A 19817-nucleotide genomic window follows, 5' to 3' on the forward strand; every position below is an offset into this window, starting at 1 on the left:
GGTGTGAGTTTTGTGATCATGGTTGACCGGGGGGACGTGTCGACCGACAGGACGAGGAAGGCCAGGACATGGGACGCCACCGACGCTCCGCCGCCGGCCGCGCCGCCACGGGCCGCGCCACGACAGTCACGGGAACGGACGGCTCGTACGCGGGCGGCTACGACCCTCAGCAGTACTCGTACAGCTACGACCCGCCGGAGTCGTTCACTCACGGCACGACGGAGTCGTTCACGCACGACACGCGGGAGTCGTTCACGGGGGGCTCCACGCCCGTCATGGGCACCGCCCCGTACCTGAACACCGAGGAGTACGCCGAGGCCTCCGCGCGCAGCGCGGCGTACCTGTTCGCCACGGAGGACGACTACCGCACGGTCTTCCCCGAGCACGGGCCGGACTCCGGCAAGGACGCCCGCCGGGGCGGATCGCGCCGGCGCAAGAAGCGCGCCGCGACGCCGGTGAAGACCGGGCTGCTCGGCGTCTCGGCGGCCGTCGCCATCGGCACGGTCGCGATGGCCACGGGCGCGATGCCCGGGCTCGACAACTACAAGCTCGGCGGCGGCTCGGGCGGCGACAAGGTGCAGGCCGCCGGCTCGCCGACCAACTCGGCCAGCGAGCAGGGCGGTGCCTCGGGCAGCGCCGACAGGCGTGACGAGGGCTCCTCCACGAGCCGCGGCGCAGGCCGCGCCGCCTCGCCCGCGCCGAGCGTGTCCGCCTCCACGGCCGCGCCGACCCAGGCCCCGACGAAGAAGCCGAAGGCCACCCCGAGCAAGAAGCCGAAGGCGACCGCGCCCCCGAAGAAGGAGAAGACCTCCGCGCCGGCGGCCTCCGCGGCGGTGACGGTGTCCACCCAGGCCGCCGCCGAGGCGGAGGTGCTGCGCCTGGTCAACGTGGAGCGGGCCAAGGTCGGCTGCAGCCCGGTGTCCGCCAACAGCGCGCTCACGGACCTCGCCGAGAACTTCAGCGACGCCATGGCCGCGCAGGACTTCTTCGACCACACCGACCCCAGCGGCGCCACCCCGTGGGACCGGGCGGCGAAGGCCGGCATCTCCAACCTGGGCGGGGAGAACATAGCCCGGGGCCAGACGGATGCTGCGGCCGTGATGGACGCCTGGATGAACAGCCCGGGCCACCGGGCGAACATCCTGAACTGCGACTTCAAGACCCTCGGGGTCGGCGTCCACTTCGGGACCGGCGGTCCCTGGTGGACGCAGGACTTCGGGTACTAGTCCGGTACGGCGGTCAGGCGGCGCGGCCCTGGAGGAACACCCGCGCCGTCTCGGTCACGCGGCGGCCGAGGTGCTCGGCGGTCTGGATGTCCGCCTTGTGGACGGCGTCCGGGCCCTCGTCGACGTTGGTCTGGGCGGCCGCGCCCGCGAAGACGCCGAGGCGGTTGAGGTCGTGCTCGCTGCCCTCGCTGTTGTTCCAGCCGGGGTGCAGACCGAGGTTGACCCAGTGCATGCCGTGCTGCCCGGCGAGGATCTGGAAGAACTGCAGGGTGTGCAGCTTGTCGCCGCTCTTGGAGCCGGAGTTGGTGAAGCCGGCGGCCAGCTTGTCCTTCCAGTCCTGGCCGAACCAGCGCTTCGAGGACGCCTCGGCGAAGACGTGGAAGGCACCGGAGGCGGTGCCCATGTACGTGGGCGAGCCGAAGACGATCGCGTCGGAGCGGTCCAGCGTCGCCCACTGCTCGTCGGTGATCTCGTCCACGTTGATCAGGTGCACCTCGGCACCCGCCTCGGCGGCACCGGCTCGGACGGCTTCCGCGAGCACGGCGGTGTGGCCGTAGCCGGAGTGGTAGGCGATGGAGACAACAGGGGTGGTCACGATGCGAACTCCTGGATCAGCAGGTCAGTGGCAATGACAAAAGGAAAGCACTAACTTCCAGTTAGTGCAACCTGCCAGTTAGCGCTGCTTTCGAGTACGCTTGAGGTATGGACATCACGCAGGAGCGCGCGGAGGCGCGGGACCTCCCCTTCAACGTGTTCGCCAAGGCCTGCCCCTCGCGCGGCACGCTGGAGCACGTCACGGGCCGCTGGGGCGCGCTCACGCTGGGCGCCCTGCACGAGGGCTCGCTGCGCTTCAACGAGCTGCGCCGCCGTGTCGACGGCGTGAGCGAGAAGATGCTGTCCCAGACCCTGCACGCGCTGGAGCGCGACGGCCTGGTGCACCGCGAGGCGCAGCCGACCAACCCGCCGCGCGTGGACTACGAGCTGACGCCCCTCGGCCGGGACGTCGCCGAGCGGCTGCTCGGCCTCATCCACCTGGTGGAGGGGCGCATGGACGACGTCCTGGCCGCCCGGGCCCGTTACGACGAGACGCGCGGCGCCCTCTGACACTTCGGGCAGAAGTAGCTGGACCGGTTCATCCAGGGGCGCCGGCGCATCGGTGTCCCGCATCTCTTGCACGGCAGGCCCTCACGGCCGTACGCGTCGAGGGACCGGTCGAAGTAGCCCGACTGTCCGTTGACGTTGACGTAGAGGCTGTCGAAGCTGGTGCCGCCGACGGCGAGGGCCGCGTTCATCACGTCCCTGATGTGGCCCACGAGTTCGGCGGTGCGCGGGCGCGTGAAGCCGGCCGTCGGGCGTTCGTAGTGGACGCGGGAGCGCCAAAGGGCCTCGTCCGCGTAGATGTTGCCGACCCCGCTGATCAACGACTGGTCCAGCAGGGCCCGTTTGATCGTCGTGCGCTTGCGGCGCAGTGCCTGGTGGAAGGCGTCCTCGTCGAACAGCGGGTCGAGGGGATCGCGGGCGATGTGCGCGATGACGTCGGGCAGGCCGACGGGGGTGTTGTCGTGCAACGACAGTCCGCCGAAGGTGCGTTGGTCGACGAAGCGGAGTTCGGTCCGCAGGTCGTCGGCGAACCTCACGCGGATGCGCAGGTGCTTCTCGTCCGCGGCCGACTCCGGCTGGACCAGCAGCTGGCCGCTCATGCCGAGGTGGGCCAGGACCGACTGGTGGGTGTCCTCCAGGGGCAGCCACAGGTACTTGCCGCGGCGGCTGGGGACGCCGACACGATGGCCCTTGAGCCGGTGCGCGAATTCGTCCGCCCCGGCGATGTGCCGGCGCACGGCACGCGGATGCAGAACCTCGACGTCGGCGACCACGCGGTGGGCGACCCACCGCTCCAGACCACGCCGGACGACCTCGACCTCGGGCAACTCGGGCATGCGCTCCCCCGTGACTACCGGTGAACGGTCCGAGCGCCCGTCCCACGGCGGGGACGGGCGCTCGGGACGCGCTGTACGTAGGACAAGACTCTTCTGTCAGGCAGAGACGGAGGTGGGGCCTTCGCCGTCGTGGGCGGCCCGCTCCGCGGCCGCCTTCTTGGCGCGCTCGTCCGCCGCGGCCCGGATGGACCGCCATGCGGACTCGGCGGCCTGCTGCTCCGCCTCCTTCTTGCTGCGGCCGGTGCCGGTGCCGTACGAGACGCCTCCGACGCGGGCGGCAGCAGTGAAGGTCTTCTCGTGGTCGGGGCCGGTCTCCGTGACCAGGTACTCGGGCACGCCGAGGCTCTCGGTCGCGGTGAGCTCCTGGAGACTGGTCTTCCAGTCCAGGCCGGCTCCGAGGTTGGAGGACTTCTCGATCAACGGGTCGAACAGCCGGTGGACGAGCTCGCTCGCCGCATCGAGACCCTGGTCGAGATAGACCGCGCCGATCACCGCTTCCAGGGTGTCGGCGAGGATGGACGCCTTGTCCCGGCCGCCCGTGCCCTCTTCACCACGGCCCAGCCGGATGAAGGAGCCCAGTTCCAGGCCACGACCGACCTCCGCCAGCGCACGCGAGTTGACCACCGCGGCCCGCAACTTGGCCAGTTGGCCCTCGGGCAGGTCGGGGTGGGTGCGGTACAGCGTGTCCGTGACGACCAGGCCGAGCACGGAGTCCCCGAGGAACTCCAGCCGCTCGTTGGTCGGCAGACCGCCGTTCTCGTACGCGTAGGAACGGTGGGTCAGCGCTCGCACCAGAAGGGCGGACTCGAGTTTGTACCCGAGCCGCCCTTCCAGAAGCGTGTGGGACGAGGCCGTGTTGTCCGCTTTCTTCTTGGCGGATGGGTCCGCCATGGCGTCATCCGCCTTCTTGGCAGTGGACACGGTGCCTCTCACCAGCCGCTCAGACCTCGAGGACCTGGCGCTTGTTGTAGGTGCCGCAAGACGGGCACGCGATGTGCTGCTGCTTGGGCTCGTGGCAGCGCTCGCACGCAACCAGGGTGGGGACCGCAGCCTTCCACTGCGACCGGCGGTGGCGCGTGTTGCTGCGCGACATCTTCCGCTTCGGAACAGCCACGGCTACTTCTCCTGCTTCTCGTCGACGCCCGGTTCGGCGCCGCTCATCTCGTCCTTCTCGCCGTCCTGCATGGTGCCGGCGAGTCCCTGCAAAGCCGCCCAACGGATGTCGACGGCGTCGTGGTGGTGGTCCGGGTCGTCCGCGAGACGTGCTCCGCACTCGGCGCACAGTCCCGGGCAGTCTTCCTGGCACACCGGCTGCATCGGCAGTGCGAGCACCACCGCATCGCGCAGCAGAGGTTCGAGGTCGAAAAGTCCGTCCTCGAGGAAGAACCTGTCCTCGTCGTCCTCGGCGTCGTCGCCCGGTTCCGCGATCACACGGCCCCGGTCGTCGGCGTCAGGGTACGTGAACAGCTCCTGGAAGTCCGCTTCGACGTCCAGCTGAAGCGGCTCCAGACACCTTACGCACTCTCCCTCGGCCTGTGCACGGGCGGTGCCTGTGACAAGCACCCCTTCCATGACCGACTCGAGCCGGAGTTCGAGCTCCACCGGGGCGCCTTCCGGCACTCCGATGACTCCCTGGATTCCGAAGTCCTTGGGGGCGTCGATCGAGCGGGTCAGCCGCTGCAGCGCACCAGGACGCCGACCCAGCTCGTGTGTGTCGAACACGAGAGGGTTTCGATGGTCGAGGCGAGCGTTGGGAGCCATTCCTGCTTTCGATCTTCGAGCTCAGAGGGACGCTGCCCTTCGGTGTCCCCGGGCAGCGTTGATCGCGGACGTACGCGCGACCGAAGAGCCAGGATACTGGACCTTTCGCTCACGGCCCAATCCGGTCGGTCCTTACTGGCCGCGGCCCTGCTCGTACGCCCTCAGCTGCTCCGGCGTGATCATGCCGGTGTCGAAGAGGCTGGTCTCGTCGAGGGCGTACGACTGCTGCGGTTGCTGCGGCTGCTGGCCCTGGTTCGGGTCGTACTGCTGGGTGTCGTAGCCCTGGTACGCATAGGGGTCGGCCTGCTGGTAGCCGTAGGCGTCCTGCTGGCCGTAGCCCTGTTGCTGCTGGTACTGGCCCGCGTACGGGTCCGTCTGCTGCTGGTAGCCGTACGCCGGCTGCGGCTCGGCGTAGTCCTGCTGCGGGACGGGCTGCTGCTCGGCCGGGGTCTCCTGCTGCGTGAGCGCGGCGAGGTCGGCGAGGTAGTCGGCGTCGCTGGAGTGCTGGTAGGACGTGGTGTCGTCGGCGAGGGCGCCGAGGTCGTCGGTGGCGATACGGCCGTGCAGCTTGGCCCGGCCCTTGCCGACCGCCTCCAGCGTCTTGGCCAGGACCGCCTCGAAGGCGCCCAGCTTGGCGTCGACGTAGGCGTCGGCGTCCTTGCGCAGGATCTCCGGGTCGTGGCTGCGCTCGGGGGCGTCCTCGTCCTCGTAGCCCTGCTCGTCGAGGCCCGGGCCGGTGCCGAGGAGCTTCTCGCGGCCGCGGCCGACGGAGCCGAGGGTCTTGGTGAGGACGACCTCGAAGTTGGCGAGCTTGGAGTCGACGTAGTCGTCGGCCTCGGCGCGGACCTCCTCGGCCTCCTGGCGGGCCTCGGCGAGGATCCGGTCGGCCTCCGCCTGGGAGCGGCGGGCGATCTCGGTGTCGGAGATCAGCGAGCCGCGCTCGGCGTGCGCGCCCTGGATGATCCGGTCGGCCTCCTGGCGGGCCTGCTCGACCAGCTGCGCACGGTCGCCGATCAGCTCCTGGGCCTGCGCGAGGGAGTCGGGCAGCGCAGCGCGCACCTCTTCCAGCATCGAGAGCAGTTCGGCGCGGTTGACCACGCACGAGGCCGACATGGGCATCGACCGGGCGCCGGAGACCGCGGCCACGATCTCGTCGAGCTTCTTCTGCACGTCCACCGTGTGCTCGCCACTCTCTACCGATGTGTTGGAGACGGACGGGACGACTGTAGTCCCATCAGTTCTGGCGGAGGCGTTCGTTGAGGGCTTCGAGGACGGTCGGCGGTACGAGGTGGGAGACGTCGCCTCCCCAGGTGGCGACCTCCTTGACGAGCGAGGAGGACAGGAAGCTGTAGGTGGGGTTGGTCGGCACGAAGAGGGTCTCCACGCCGGACAGGCCGTTGTTCATCTGGGCCATCTGCAGCTCGTAGTCGAAGTCGCTGACCGCGCGCAGGCCCTTGACGATGGCCGGGATGTCGCGTTCCTTGCAGTAGTCGACGAGCAGGCCGTGGAAGGCCTCGACGATCACGTTGCCGTACTCGGCGGTGACCTGGCGGATCAGGTCGATCCGCTCGTCGATCTCGAACAGGCCCTTCTTGGACTTGTTGATCATCACCGCGACGTAGACCTCGTCGTAGAGGCGGGAGGCGCGGGAGATGATGTCGAGGTGTCCGTTGGTGATGGGGTCGAACGACCCGGGACAGACGGCGCGGCGCACTTGAGATCCCTCGCTCTCCGGTCCGGTCATCGTGCGTCTTCGCACGTAGAGGCGGCGCGACCGTACCAAAACGTTCCCTCGCCGTAGCGACGGGCCTTGACCGCGTCGAAACCCTCGGGCCACCTGAATTCTCCGCCTCTGGTGCTGCGCTCCACGGTGACGATCGCCTCCGGCGCGAGCCAGTGTTCAGTGCGGAGTGTGAGCAGGATCTCGCGAAGATCGTGATCTGTCACACGGTACGGAGGGTCCAGGAAGACGAGGTCGTACGGGTCCGTGGGCGCCGACTGGATGATCTGCTCGGCCTTGCCGGACCTGACCTCGGCGCCGGGCAGGCCGAGGCTCTTGACGTTCTCCCGGATGACGCGGGCGGCCCGTGCGTCGGCCTCGACCAGGAGGGTGTGGCTCGCGCCCCGGGAGAGGGCTTCCAGGCCGACCGCCCCCGAACCCGCGTACAGGTCGAGGACTCGTTCGCCGTCGAGGGGACCGCCGAGGAGGGACTGCCAGGTGGAGAGGAGGCCTTCGCGTGCGCGGTCGGAGGTGGGGCGGGTGCCGTTGCCGGGCGGCACGGCGAGTCGACGTCCGCCGGCTGCGCCGGCGATCACGCGGGTCATCTTCGGTTCCTCGTTCGTGGGCGGCTACAGGTTCATTGTGGCTGGTCGCGCCCGCGCGGCGGTAGCGGCACGTGCGATACGGCCCGGCGCCCCTCGGTCGGCATGCATCAGCCCTTTTCCAGGTACTGCTCCCTCTCCTCGTCCAGGAGGGCGTCCAACGCGACCCGCAGGCCGGGAAACGCCGTCAGCTCGGGATCTGCCGCCACGACCTGCGCCGCCTCGTCCCTCGCCTCCGCGATGACCTCCTCGTCCTCGATCACCGCGAGGACCCGCAGGCTGGTGCGGGCGCCCGACTGGGCCTGGCCCAGGACGTCGCCCTCGCGGCGCTGCTCCAGGTCGATGCGGGAGAGTTCGAAGCCGTCCAGGGTCGACGCCACCGCGTTCAGTCGCTGGCGGGCCGCGCTGGCCTCCGGCATCTCGGTGACCAGCAGGCACAGGCCGGGCGCCGAGCCGCGGCCCACGCGGCCGCGCAGCTGGTGGAGCTGGGAGACACCGAAGCGGTCGGCGTCCATGATCACCATGGCCGTGGCGTTGGGGACGTTGACGCCGACCTCGATGACGGTCGTGGCGACCAGGACGTCGGTGTCGCCGGCGGCGAAGCGGCGCATCACCGCGTCCTTGTCGTCGGGGTGCATGCGGCCGTGCAGGACCTCCACCCGCAGGCCCTGGAGGGGGCCCTTGGCGAGTTGGGCGGCGACGTCGAGGACGGCGAGCGGCGGGCGCTTCTCCGCCTCGTCCTGCGGGGACTTCTTCTTGTCGGACTTCTTCGGGTCGTCCTCCTCGTCGCCGATGCGGGGGCAGACGACGTAGGCCTGATGGCCTTTCTCCACCTCCTCGCGGACGCGCTCCCAGGCGCGGGCCAGGAAGTGGGGTTTGTCGGCGGCCGGGACGACGTGGGAGGCGATGGGTGAGCGGCCGGCGGGGAGCTGGTCGAGGACCGAGGTCTCCAGGTCGCCGAAGACCGTCATCGCGACCGTGCGGGGGATGGGGGTGGCCGTCATCACGAGCAGGTGCGGGGGCTGCTTGCCCTTGCCGCGCAGGGCGTCGCGCTGCTCGACGCCGAAGCGGTGCTGTTCGTCGACGACGACCAGGCCGAGGTCGTGGAACTGGACCTTGTCCTCGATCAGCGCGTGCGTGCCGATCACGATGCCGGCCTCTCCGGTGGCCAGGTCCAGCATCGCCTGCCGGCGGGCTGCCGTGCCCATCGATCCGGTGAGGAGCACGACCTTCGTGGCGTGCTCCGCGCCACCGAGCATGCCGCCCTCGGCCAGTTCGCCCATCATCTCGACGACGGAGCGGTGGTGCTGCTGGGCGAGCACCTCGGTGGGAGCGAGCATCGCTGCCTGACCACCGGCGTCGACGGTGGCGAGCATGGCGCGCAGGGCCACCATCGTTTTTCCGCTTCCGACCTCTCCCTGCAGCAGCCGGTGCATCGGGTGCTCGGTCGCGAGGTCGTCGAAGATTTCCTTCGAGACCTTCTGCTGGCCCTCGGTGAGGGTGAAGGGGAGGCGGTCGTCGAAGGCGGTGAGGAGGCCGTCGGGGCTGGGGCGGCGGGCCACCGCCGGGAGTTGGGCGTCGGCGTGGCGGCGGCGGGCGAGGGCGACCTGGAGGACGAAGGCCTCGTCCCACTTCAGGCGGGAGCGGGCGTCCTCGATGTCGGCCTTGGTGTGCGGGCGGTGGATCTTGAGCAGGGCCTCGGGGAGGGTGACCAGGCCGCGGCCCTCGCGCAGGGCGGGCGGCAGGGGGTCCACGGCTTCCTGGGCGCCGGGCAGGACCGTCTGGATCGCCTTGCCGATCTTCCAGGACTCCAGCTTGGCGGTGGCGGGGTAGATGGGGATCAGCGCGCCGGCCCAGCTCTCGACCGTCTCCTCGCTGTCGCCTCGCAGCAGTTCGTAGGCGGGGTGGGCGAGTTGGAGACGGCGGTTGAAGACGGAGACCTTGCCGGAGAACATCGCGCGGGTGCCCGGCAGGAGTTCCTTGTGCGGCTTGTGCACGCCGTTGCCGAAGAAGACCAGTTGGAGGCGGCCGCTGCCGTCCGTGATCGTGACCTCCAGCCGCTGGCCCTTGCCCCGGGGGGCCTTGGCGGAGGCGAACGTGTGCAGACGGGCGTCGGCGACCATGGCGACCACCGTGACGTGCTCGTCCATGGGGAGGTCGGCGAGGTGGGTGAGCTGGCCGCGTTCCTCGTATCTGCGCGGGTAGTGGTGCAGGAGGTCGCCGACGGTGTGCAGGCCGAGGTGCTCGGCCATCACCTTCGCGGTGGCGGGGCCGAGCACCTTTTTCAGTGGTTCTTCCAGTGCGGGCACGAGATCCATTGCACACCACACCTCTGACAATGCCGTAAACGTCTGGGGAAACCCCTGGTCAGCCGGGCTGTTGGAGCTCTAGGATGGCGCGCTCCGGCCATCCCCGCGGTCACCGCCCCACCAGGGACCGCCCGACCCCGCGCCGTCCGAAGTCCCCCCACCGGCGCAGCGACGATGGACTCCCAGACCTCGAAGTCATCCCAGCCGTCCCAGTCACCCCAGCCGTCTCACACCTTCCAGGTCGACCTGCGCGGCCTGGTGGACCTGCTCTCGCACCATCTGTACTCCAGTCCCAAGGTCTACCTGCGCGAGCTGCTGCAGAACGCCGTGGACGCCATCACCGCCCGGCGCGCCGAGCAGCCCGATGCCCCGGCCCGGGTGCGGCTGTACGCGGAGGCCGGGTCGCTGCGGGTCGAGGACACCGGCGTGGGGCTCACCGAGGCGGACGTGCACACCCTGTTGGCGACCATCGGCCGCAGTTCCAAGCGCGCCGAGGGTCTCGAAGCGGCCCGCTCGGACTTCCTCGGGCAGTTCGGCATCGGTCTGCTGGCCTGTTTCGTGGTGGCCGAGCGGATCCGGGTGGTCAGCCGAAGCGCCCGTACGCCGGATGCGGCACCCGTGGAGTGGACGGCGAGCGACGACGGTTCGTACACGGTGCGGACGCTGGGGCCCGAGGCGCGGCCGGAACCGGGCACCACCGTGCATCTGGTGGCGCGGGCCGGTGCCGGGGAGTGGCTGGCGCCGGAGCGGGTGCTGACGCTGGCGCGGGACTTCGGGTCGCTGCTGCCGTACGACGTCCGGGTCGGCGAGGAGGCGGTCACCGACCTGCCGGCGCCCTGGGACCGCTCGTACGTCTCCCCCGCGGGCCGGCGCGTCGCGCTGGCCCGGCACTGCCACGAGCTGTTCGGCTTCACCCCGCTGGACTCGATCGAGCTGGACGTGCCGCTCGCCGGCATCCGGGGGGTGGCGTACGTCCTGCCCTCGGCGGTCAGCCCGGCCCAGCGGGCGACGCATCGCGTGCACCTCAAGGGCATGCTGCTGACGGAGCGGGCCGAACAGCTGCTGCCGGACTGGGCGTTCTTCGTGCGGTGCGTGCTGGACACGGACAGTCTGCGGCCGACGGCCTCGCGCGAGTCGCTGTACGAGGACGAGACGCTGGCCGCCGTGCGGGAGGCGCTCGGGGAACGGATACGTTCCTGGCTGACGGGGCTGGCGGCCGGGGATCCGGAGCGGCTGGCGGCCTTCCTGTCGGTGCACCACCTGGGCGTGAAGTCCCTGGCGCGGCACGACAAGGACATGCTGCGGACGATGCTGCCGTGGCTGCCGTTCGAGACGACCGACGGGCGGCTGTCCCTGGAGGAGTTCGCGCAGCGGCACGCGGTGGTGCACTTCACGCGGACGGTCGAGGAGTACCGGCAGGTGGCGCCGATCGCGTCCGCGCAGGGCGTCGGGGTGATCAACGGCGGCTACACGTACGACAGCGAGCTGGTCGAGGCGCTGCCGTCGGTGCGGCCGGGGACGGTGGTCGCGGAGCTGGACGCGGACACCGTGACGGCTCATCTGGACGCGGTGGATCCGGTGGAGGAGCTGGCGCTGTCGGGGTTCCTGGCGGCGGCGCGGGCGAAGCTGGATTCGGTGCAATGTGACATTGTACTGCGCGCCTTCCACCCCATCTCCGTCCCCGCCCTGCACCTCGACGACCGTTCCGCCCGGCACGAACAGGCCCGCGCCGAGGCGGAGGAGCGGGCCGACGACCTGTGGGCGGGCATCCTCGGCTCGCTGCGCGGCAGCGCCCCGCGCGCGCGTCTGGTGCTCAACCACCTCAACCCGCTGGTCCGCAGGATCGGTTCGCTGGGCGACGCGGAGCTGATCGGCACCGCGATCGAGTCCCTGTACGGGCAGGCGCTGCTGATGGCGCAGCGGCCGCTGCGGCCGGCGGACACCGCCCTGCTGAACCGGGCGTTCATCGGCCTCCTGGAATGGGCGACCCACGGGGAGTCCACGCACGGAGGGTCCGCACACGGGGAGGACGGCCGCTGATGGCTGAGATCACGGACTTCGACTCCCTGCGCCGCGAGATGGCGGCCAACTCCGAACGGCCGGAGGGTCCCGCCCGCAACGCGCGCGCGGAGCAACTGCTCGCCGAGGCCGAGAAGCTGGGCATCCCGCTCGCCGTGATCGAGGCGCTCGGGCACCAGCTGAAGGTCTACAACTACAGCTCCGAGAAGGACAAGATGTTCGTCCCCTTCGCGCGCCTGCTGCGCATGTGGGACGAACGGCCGGAGGACTTCGACGAGTACGAGACGCACTCGCTGCACTGGGTGTTCAAGTGGATGTCGTCCGGCATGCTCGACCAGCCGCACGTCCCACTCGCCTCGATCGAGAAGTGGCTCGGCGAGATGGAGCACCGCTACCGGCTGGCGGGGCACTCGGAGAGGGCCGTGCGCGGCGCCGAGTTCAGTGTCGCCGCGCACGTCGGTGACATCCCGCGCGCGGAGCGGGCGTACACCGCCTGGCTGGCGGCGGACCGGGACAGCATGGCCGACTGCCACGCGTGCGAGCTGCACGGGCAGGGCTGGTGGCAGGCGGAGCGGGGACGGGACGCGGAGGCGCTGCTGCTGTGGCGGCCGGTCCTGGAGGGCGAGTTCACCTGTGCGCACGAGCCGCACACGGTGCTCGCGTCGTCCCTGGTGCCGCTGCTGCGGCTGGGCCGTACGGACGAGGCGCGCGCCAACCACCTGCGGGGCTTCCGGCTCGTGCGGCCGATGGAGAGCATGCGGGGCGCGTACGCGGACCACGTGGAGTTCTGCGCGCTGACCGGCAACGAGGCGCGCGGCCTGGAGCTGCTCGCGGAGCGGCCGGCGTACTTCACCGACACCGGGCATCCGCGCAGCCGGCTGGACTTCCTGGCCGTGGTGGCGCTGCTCATGGACCGTCTGACCGAGCTGGGGCTGGGCGAGCGCGAGGTGCCCGGGCCCGCCGGCCGGGTGTGGCACGCGGGCGAGCTGGCCACGCACGCGCGTGCGGAGGCCCTCGCCCTGGCGGCTCGCTTCGACGAGCGCAACGGGACGGCGTATGTCAGTGAGCGGGCACGCGTGCGTATGGGGCAGCGCCCGCTGGCGGACCGGCTGCCGCTCGGTGTGCGCGCGGTGCGCCCGGTCTCCGTGCCCGTGCCGCCGGCACCGGTTCCGGCGGCGGCGCCGGCGGACGTGCCGGACCTGTCCGCGCTGCTGGCCGAGGCCCGGCGTCTGTCGGACACCCTGCGGCCGAACGCCGTCGAGGCGTGGGCGGCGGTGGCCCGGGCCGCCGAGGGCGTCGAGCTGGACGCGCGTGACCGTGCGGAGGTCGTCGACCACGAGGCGATGGGCCGGGGCCCCGAGGGCGCCGAACTCTTCGAGCGGGCCGCCGAGCTCTACGCGGCGGCGGGCGACCCCGGTGAGGCTTTGGCGGCACGCACGCGTGCGGCGTACGTACGCGCCCTGACGGGTCAGGTGGACGAGGCCCTGGCGGCGGTCGCCGAGCCGTACGACGAGATCCTCGCGCTGTACGCCGACGACGCCACCGGCGTGCACCAGACGGCGTCGGTCCTGATGGGGCGGGCCCGGATCCTGATGCGGCGGGTGGTGGAGGCGGACGTCACACCGGAGGGCTCCGCGTCGGGCGACGGTGAAACGGTTCTGGGCGATGCCGAGGCCGCCGTTCGCGAACTGCTCGCGTTCGTCGGCGGGTACGACGGTGACGACGTGCGGATCGTCTCCCGGGACGCGGAGGCGCGGGCCATGCTCGCGGAGCTGGCGGTGCGGCGCGGGGATCTGGAGGAGGCCGTCGCGTTGTTCGGGCGGGCCTCGGCCGGGTTCGTGGGCGCGGGGCTGCCCTGGTTCGCGGTGGAGTACGAGGCGCGGCTGGCCGGCCTGGCGCACCACCTGGGCGACATCGCCGAGGCGGAGCGGGCGTTGCGGGCGGCCCTCGCGCACGGCGGACCGCATCTGGAGGCGGTCGGACGGGCGCAGTTGCATCTCCAGCTGGCCGAGGTGCTGGGCGGCCGGGGACAGGCCGTGGAGGCCGCCGAGCACGCCCTGGAGGCCGCGCACTGGGCCGACGAGGCCGGTGAGGGGCCGACGCTGGGCGCGTGGGCACGGCACCAGCTGGGCGGGCTGCTGCTGCGGCAGGGCAGGTGGGCCGAGGCCGCGGAGGTGCTGGAGTCGGCGCTGCCCGACCTGAGCGTGGAGACGCACGGCGACGGGGCGGTCGTACAGGCGCAGTGGTGGCTGGGCGACTGCCTGAGCGAGCTGGGCGAGCACCGGGAGGCGGCCGACCGGCGGCTGCGGGCCGCCGAGATCGCCCGGCACTGGCCCGAGCAGCACGACCACGCCACGCTCGCCCACCTCGCCGCCGAGTCGCTGGGAGCGGCGGGGCTGCCGGCGGAGGCGGAGCGGGCGTACGCGCGCGCCGGCGAGCTGTGGCGCGTTGTCGGCAACGTGCACGGGCTGGTGCGCTCTCTGCGCGCCCGCGCGTGGCTCGCGCTGCGGGCGGACGACGGGGCGGACGCGGCGCGGGAGCTCATGGCGGGCGCGGTCCACGAGTGCGAGGCGGCGGCCGGCGCCACGGCCGACGAGGAGGCGCGGGAGCGGCTGGTCGCCGAACTCGGCCACACCCACCGCCAGTTCGGCGACCTGCTGGCCCGATCGGCCGCGGAGGACGCCGACGACGACGCGATCCGGGCCACCCTCGAGGAGGCTCTGTCCCAGGTCGTCGAGGCGGCCGCGGTGTTCGCCTCCCTCGGGGACGGTGCGCTGGACAGCCGTACCGGCGCCGAACTCGCCGCGGGCTGGCTGGAGACCGACCTCGGCCGCTCCGCGCGGGCGGCGGCACGCGCGCGTGCGGTGCTCGCCGCCTACGACGGCGCGGACGGCGCCGACGAGACGGCGCAGGCGCGGCGGGCGGAGGCGGAGCAGATGCTGCAGGTGGCGGAGGAGCAGGGGGCTCGGTAGGGAGCGGCCGTCACTCCACGCCGATCAGCAGCAGGGCCCCCTGTCCGCCCCGGTACACCACGGTGTCCACGGCGAGATGGGTCTCGCGCACGCGTGCTTCAAGGTGGTCGGCGATGGACTTGGGCGCGTCGTCGCCGAGGACCAGGGTGACCAGCTCGCCGCCGGCCTGAAGCATGCGGTCCAGGACGGTCTCGGCGGCGGCGGTGACGTCCGCGCCGATGACGGCGACGTCCCCCTCGATGAGGCCGAGCACGTCACCGGCCTGGCAGATGCCGGCCATCGTCCAGGACTGGCGCTCGGCGACGCAGATCTCGGCGTAGCGGGTCGCGCCGGCCGCCGAGGTCATCGACACGACGTCCTCGTCGAAGCGGCGCTCGGGCTCGTGCACGGCGAGCGCGGCGATGCCCTGGACGGCGGAGCGGGTCGGGATCAGGGCCACCCGGATGCCCTCGGTCCGGGCCTGCTCGGCGGCGGCCGCCGCGGTGTGCCGCAGCTCCGCGTCGTTGGGCAGCAGTACGACCTCGCGCGCGTGGGCCCGTCGTACGGCCTGTACGAGTTCCCCGCTCGCGGGCGGCTCCCCGGGGCAGGCCAGGACCGTGGTGGCCCCGGCCTCGCTGTACAGCCCGGCCAGGCCCTCGCCGGGCACGACGGCCACCACCGCGCGCTGCACCCTGGGCCGCGGCGGCCGCTCGCCACGGGCCGTGTGGACGTCCCCGGCGCCGAAGTGGGTGATCCGGATCCGGTACGGCCGCCCGGCCTCGACGCCCGCCTCCACGGCGGCGCCCGCGTCGTCCACGTGCACGTGGACGTTCCACAGCCCGTCGCCGCCGACGACGACCAGGGAGTCCCCGAGCGCGTCCAGCCGCTCCCGCAACCGCGCGACGGCCGTGTCCTCGGCCTCCAGGAGGTAGATCACCTCGAAGGCGGGGCCGTCCTCCTCCGGGGCGGAGGTGCCCACCGCGCACTCACCGATGTCTTCGGGGCCGTCGTCCACGCGCGCGAGCGGTTCGTCTCCGGGCTCGTAGACGGTGTCCGTGAGTTTCGCGGCATCCGCGACCGGCCTGGGGGTCTCCCCCGTGAACGTCTCCACCAGCGCCCCGAGCACCGCCACCAGTCCCCGGCCGCCGGCGTCCACCACCCCGGCGCGCCTGAGCACGGCCAGCTGCCGCGGGGTCGCGGCGAGGGCCGCGCGGGCTCCTTCGTAGGCGGCCCGCGCCACCGTCCCGCAGTCGCCCTCGACCGCGTGGGCGGCGTCCGCGGCGGCCGCGGCGACGGACAGGACCGTGCCCTCGACGGGGTGGGCGACGGCCTGGCGGGCGGAGTCGGCGGCGTGCCGCAGGGCGAGCCGCAGGCCGGCGCCGTCGGTGTGAGGCGTCTCACCGTCGGCGGCGAGGACCTGGGTCATGCCGCGCAGCAACTGGGCGAGGATCGTCCCGGAGTTGCCCTGGGCGCCTATCAGGGCCCCGTGCGCCATCGCGCGCACGGCGTCGGCCAGCGCCGGCTTCCCCGGGGCGCGGGAGTCCACCTCGTGGGCGGCGAAGACGGCCTCGACCGCCGCGACGGCGGACTCCACGGTCAGGTACAGGTTGGTGCCGGTGTCCCCGTCGGCCACGGGGTACACGTTGATCGCGTCGATCTCCTCGCGCGCGCTGCCGAGCGCCTCCAGCGCGAGGCCGCACCAGGTGCGCACCGCGAGAGCATCGAGGAATGTCTGCGGCACCTGCGCCACCTGCGCCTCCTGTAGCTGCTGGACTGGACGCAGCGTAGACCGCGGACCGGTGTCCGCCGGAAGAGGGCCGGGGCCGGGCCCCTGAGCAGCCATGGTAGTTTCGTTGTACTGGCGCAGTCGTTGTATGCTGCTCCGGTTGCCCGATGCAGATCGGGCTTTTCCCACCTGGCACCGCCACTCAGATCACTGATCAATGCGATCTCGATCCCGGCATGCCGGGACCCAACCGTAAGTGCATCTGAAGTCTTTGGAGTGACCCGTGGCTGCCAACTGCGACGTCTGCGGCAAGGGGCCGGGCTTCGGCAACAACATCTCGCACTCGCACCGCCGTACGTCCCGTCGCTGGAACCCGAACATCCAGCGCGTCCGTACCGTGGTCGGCGGGACGCCGAAGCGCGTGAACGCTTGCACCTCGTGCATCAAGGCCGGCAAGGTCTCGCGCTGACGCCAACAGCTGAGCGCGCGGCCACTGCTGGTTCGCTGCACTGAGCCGGTCCACCGAGAGGTGGGCCGGCTTTTTGCCGTGCCCGAAGGTGGACCTGACAAGCTGGGCGCATGCGCTTCGGGATCCTGGGCCCGCTGGAGGTTCGCACCGACGACGGCACCGCCGTCGACCCCGGCGGCCCCCGCCCCCGCGCCCTGCTCACCCTCCTGCTCCTCGACGCGGGCCGTACGGTCTCCGCCGAGCGCCTCGTCGACGGCCTGTACGGCGCCCGGCCGCCCGCCGGAGCGGCGAACGCGCTCCAGTCGCAGATCTCCCGCCTGCGCCGCCGGCTCGCCCCGCACACCGAGATCGAGGCGACCCCGGCCGGTTATCGCATCGTCACGGCTCCGGACACGGTCGACGCCCACCTGTTCGAGCGGCTGGCCGCACAGGGGCGTGCCGTGGCCGCGGATCCCCGCCAGGCCGCGGCCAGACTCGCGGACGCCCTCGCACTGTGGCGCGGGCCCGCGCTGCCCGACCTTCCGGACGCCCGGGCCGAGGCCGCGCGGCTGGAGGAGCTGAGGCTCTCCGCCTCACAGGACCGGATCGAGGCCGAGCTGGCGCTCGGGGGCGGCCCCGGGCTCGTACCGGAGCTGCGGACGCTGCTCGCCGCCCATCCGCTGAGCGAGCGGCTGTACGGGCAGCTCATGCGGGCCCTGCGGGCCGACGGACGGCCCGCCGAGGCGCTGACGGTGTACGAGGAGGCCCGGCGGACGCTCGCCGACGAGCTGGGCGCCGACCCCTCGCCCGAGCTGGCGGCGCTGCACCTGGAGCTGCTCCAGGGCGCGGAACCCGAGCGCCCCCGCCTCCCGGTCCAGCTCACCCGGTTCGTCGGCCGCGAGCCCGAACTCGCCCGCATCGCCGCCCTCCTCCCCGACTCCCGCCTGCTCACCCTCACCGGCCCGGGCGGAGCGGGGAAGACCCGGCTGGCGATCGAGGCGGCCGCCACCCTGCCGGGAATCCCCGCCCCCTGCTTCGTCGAGCTCGCCCCCGTCACCGACGGCGGGCGGATCGCGTACGCCGTGCTGGCCGCCCTCGGCATGCGCGACGGGTTCCGCTCGCCCGCCACCGACGTCACCGACCGTCTGCTGGCCGCCCTGGAGGACCGTGAGCTGCTGCTCGTCCTCGACAACTGCGAGCACCTCGTCGAGGACGCCGCTCGGCTGGCCTCGCTGCTGCTGTCCGCCTGCCCCGGCGTACGGATCCTCGCCACCAGCCGTGAGTCCCTGGGGATCACCGGGGAGGTGCTGGTCCCCGTGCCGCCGCTGCCGTCGGAGCCGGCCGTCCGGCTCTTCCTCGACCGGGCCCGGGCCGTGCGCCCGGACTTCGACGGGCACGCGCGCGTGGCCGACGTCTGCGCCGCCCTCGACGGGCTGCCCCTCGCCATCGAGCTCGCGGCGGCCCGGCTGCGCACCCTGACCCCGGACGAGCTGGCCGACCGCCTCGGCGACCGGTTCCGGCTGCTCTCGCGCGGCGACCGCTCCAAGGCGCCCCGGCACCGCACCCTGCGCGCGGTCGTCGAATGGAGCTGGGACCTGCTGGACGAGGAGGAACGGGAGCTGGCGCGGCGGCTGACGGTGTTCGCCGGCGGCGCGAGCCTGGAGGCCGTCGAGGCGGTGTGCGGGCTGCCCTGTCCGGAGGACGTGCTGGCGTCGCTGGTCGAGAAGTCGTTCCTGGAGGTGTCCGAGGGGCGCTACCGGATGCTGGAGACGATCCGGGCGTTCGCGGCCCAGGAGGCGCCGGACCTCGGGGACGCCCACGCCGCCTACTTCCTGCGGCTGGCCGAGCGGGCGGAACCGCATCTGCGCGGCGCCGAGCAGCTGCCCTGGCTGGCCCGGCTGGCCGCCGAGCGCGCCGATCTCGACACGGCACTGCGCCACCTCGTACGCCACGACCACTTCGGCGCCCTGCGCCTGATGGGGCCCCTGTCCTGGTTCTGGCGGCTGCGCGGGGTGCACGGCGAACGGGTCGCGACGGCACGGGAGTTGCTGGCCGCCGTCGGGGACGAGCCGCCGCCCGGGCTGGAGGAGGAGTACGTCCTGTGCGCGATCAACGCCCTCTCCGGGGCGGGCGAGGAACCGGAGCTCATCGCGCGCGTGGACGACGTCCTCGCGGCCTACCGGGGGCCGTTGCGGCTGCCGTACGTCCTCGTGCTGTGGGCGGTCGCGGCGGGTCCGCGGCCCGCCACCGACGACCACGCCCGCACCCTGGCCGCCGGCTCCCCCTGGGCGCACGCCCTGCTCGACGTGGGCTTCGGCTTCCGGGCGCAGTTCGCGGGGCGGCCGCGGGAGGCCGAGGAGTTCTTCACGCGGGCGCTGCGTGGCTACCGGGCCACCGGCGACCGCTGGGGCCTGGCCAACTGCCTCGACCCGCTCGGCATGTTCGCCCACACGCGCGGTGAGACCGAGCGCGCTCTGCGGCTGCTCGACGAGGGGCTGGCGTACGTGCGGGAGCTGGCCGCGCCGGAGGAGACCGCCGACCTGCTGCGCACCCGGGGCACGGTCCTGCTGCACCGCGGCGACACGGCCGGTGCCGTGGGCCACTTCGAGGAGGCGCTGACGCTCGCGCGCGGCGCCGGGCTGCCGGACAAGGTGGCGGCCGCCCGTCGCGGCCTCGGCGACGCGGCCCGGCTGTCCGGGGACACGGCACGCGCGCGCGTGCACTACGAGAGCGCCCTGCGGGATTGCGCCGCCAACTGGTTCAGCGTCGGCGAGACCGTCCGCGCCCTCATCGGGCTCGGCCGCACGGCCGCCGCCGAGGGGCACACCGAGGAGGCCGTCGACTGGTTCCGGCAGGCCGCCGGCCTCGCCGGCGAGGGGCCGGGCGACCTGGAACTCGCCGACGCCGCCGAGGCCCTGGCGTCCGTCGCCGCCCCGGAGCGGGCCGCCGAACTGCTGGGCGCCGCGGCGGCCCTGCGGGGCGCGGGCAACGCCGTCGACCCCGACGTCGTACGCACGGAACGGGACGCGCGCGCGGAACTGTCCGCGCAGGCGTACGACAAGGCCTTCGACCAGGGGCGCGCCCTGCGGTCAGCGGCGGTCAGCGAACGGTAGGGGAA

General features: G+C 72.6%; 16 protein-coding genes. 6 read left to right on the forward strand and 10 right to left on the reverse strand.

What is annotated here, in order from left to right; all coding sequences use genetic code 11:
* Positions 1 to 68 precede the first annotated feature (68 nt).
* On the forward strand, positions 69 to 1226 hold the full coding sequence (locus ACIGDI_RS30945) for a CAP domain-containing protein (RefSeq protein WP_399903463.1): 1158 nt from the start codon (positions 69 to 71) through the stop codon (positions 1224 to 1226).
* 13 nt (positions 1227 to 1239) lie between these two features.
* On the opposite strand, the gene ACIGDI_RS30950 is transcribed toward ACIGDI_RS30945, so the two are convergent.
* Positions 1240 to 1821: a flavodoxin family protein gene (locus ACIGDI_RS30950; protein WP_351568364.1), complete on the reverse strand. Its 582-nt coding sequence runs from the start codon at positions 1819 to 1821 to the stop codon at positions 1240 to 1242.
* Positions 1822 to 1928: 107 nt separating this feature from the next.
* Here ACIGDI_RS30950 and ACIGDI_RS30955 point away from each other — a divergent pair, with 107 nt between their 5' ends.
* Entirely contained in the window at positions 1929 to 2330 is a 402-nt protein-coding gene (locus ACIGDI_RS30955; RefSeq protein WP_142142713.1) for a helix-turn-helix domain-containing protein, read from the forward strand.
* Here the strand turns inward: ACIGDI_RS30955 and mutM are convergent.
* The 8 genes from mutM to recG all read right to left on the reverse strand — a co-directional run bounded on the left by mutM (position 2303) and on the right by recG (position 9564).
* On the reverse strand, positions 2303 to 3163 hold the full coding sequence (mutM, locus tag ACIGDI_RS30960; RefSeq protein ID WP_399903467.1) for a bifunctional DNA-formamidopyrimidine glycosylase/DNA-(apurinic or apyrimidinic site) lyase: 861 nt from the start codon (positions 3161 to 3163) through the stop codon (positions 2303 to 2305). The two genes, ACIGDI_RS30955 and mutM, sit on opposite strands and share 28 nt — an antisense overlap.
* A 96-nt stretch (positions 3164 to 3259) precedes the next feature.
* Positions 3260 to 4096, reverse strand: a complete 837-nt coding sequence (gene rnc / locus ACIGDI_RS30965) for a ribonuclease III (protein WP_399903470.1) — start codon at positions 4094 to 4096, stop codon at positions 3260 to 3262.
* A 7-nt stretch (positions 4097 to 4103) separates the two neighbouring features.
* Entirely contained in the window at positions 4104 to 4277 is a 174-nt protein-coding gene (gene rpmF / locus ACIGDI_RS30970) for a 50S ribosomal protein L32 (protein ID WP_003951102.1), read from the reverse strand.
* Positions 4278 to 4279: 2 nt separating this feature from the next.
* Positions 4280 to 4924: a YceD family protein gene (locus ACIGDI_RS30975; protein ID WP_399903473.1), complete on the reverse strand. Its 645-nt coding sequence runs from the start codon at positions 4922 to 4924 to the stop codon at positions 4280 to 4282.
* Positions 4925 to 5056: 132 nt separating this feature from the next.
* Complete coding sequence (locus tag ACIGDI_RS30980) at positions 5057 to 6100, reverse strand: ATP synthase F0 subunit B (protein ID WP_399903476.1); 1044 nt, start codon at positions 6098 to 6100, stop codon at positions 5057 to 5059.
* Positions 6101 to 6158: 58 nt separating this feature from the next.
* Positions 6159 to 6638 carry a pantetheine-phosphate adenylyltransferase gene (coaD, locus tag ACIGDI_RS30985; RefSeq protein ID WP_272177448.1) on the reverse strand — a complete coding sequence of 160 codons (480 nt, stop codon included), beginning with the start codon at positions 6636 to 6638 and terminating at the stop codon, positions 6159 to 6161.
* A 26-nt stretch (positions 6639 to 6664) separates the two neighbouring features.
* Entirely contained in the window at positions 6665 to 7249 is a 585-nt protein-coding gene (rsmD, locus tag ACIGDI_RS30990; protein ID WP_399903479.1) for a 16S rRNA (guanine(966)-N(2))-methyltransferase RsmD, read from the reverse strand.
* Between the two features lie 107 nt (positions 7250 to 7356).
* Positions 7357 to 9564: an ATP-dependent DNA helicase RecG gene (gene recG, locus ACIGDI_RS30995; protein ID WP_399903482.1), complete on the reverse strand. Its 2208-nt coding sequence runs from the start codon at positions 9562 to 9564 to the stop codon at positions 7357 to 7359.
* 165 nt (positions 9565 to 9729) lie between these two features.
* On the opposite strand from recG, the gene ACIGDI_RS31000 reads away from it, so the two are divergent.
* Together ACIGDI_RS31000 and ACIGDI_RS31005 are read left to right on the forward strand one after the other, a co-directional pair.
* Positions 9730 to 11595 (forward strand): HSP90 family protein, encoded by a 1866-nt coding sequence (locus tag ACIGDI_RS31000; RefSeq protein ID WP_399903485.1) that lies wholly within the window; start codon positions 9730 to 9732, stop codon positions 11593 to 11595.
* Complete coding sequence (locus tag ACIGDI_RS31005) at positions 11595 to 14546, forward strand: tetratricopeptide repeat protein (protein WP_399903488.1); 2952 nt, start codon at positions 11595 to 11597, stop codon at positions 14544 to 14546. The genes ACIGDI_RS31000 and ACIGDI_RS31005 overlap by 1 nt, the downstream gene beginning before the upstream one ends.
* Positions 14547 to 14556: 10 nt before the next feature.
* Here the strand turns inward: ACIGDI_RS31005 and ACIGDI_RS31010 are convergent, their stop codons facing one another.
* Positions 14557 to 16275: a DAK2 domain-containing protein gene (locus ACIGDI_RS31010; protein WP_399903491.1), complete on the reverse strand. Its 1719-nt coding sequence runs from the start codon at positions 16273 to 16275 to the stop codon at positions 14557 to 14559.
* A gap of 259 nt (positions 16276 to 16534) precedes the next feature.
* On the opposite strand from ACIGDI_RS31010, the gene rpmB reads away from it, so the two are divergent.
* Positions 16535 to 16720, forward strand: coding sequence for a 50S ribosomal protein L28 (gene rpmB, locus ACIGDI_RS31015; RefSeq protein ID WP_003993230.1), 186 nt, complete (start codon positions 16535 to 16537; stop codon positions 16718 to 16720).
* A 110-nt stretch (positions 16721 to 16830) separates the two neighbouring features.
* On the forward strand, positions 16831 to 19812 hold the full coding sequence (locus ACIGDI_RS31020; RefSeq protein ID WP_399903494.1) for a BTAD domain-containing putative transcriptional regulator: 2982 nt from the start codon (positions 16831 to 16833) through the stop codon (positions 19810 to 19812).
* Positions 19813 to 19817 lie beyond the last annotated feature (5 nt).

The organism is Streptomyces sp. NPDC085900 (genome assembly GCF_044540925.1).
Lineage (GTDB): Bacteria > Actinomycetota > Actinomycetes > Streptomycetales > Streptomycetaceae > Streptomyces > Streptomyces gilvifuscus.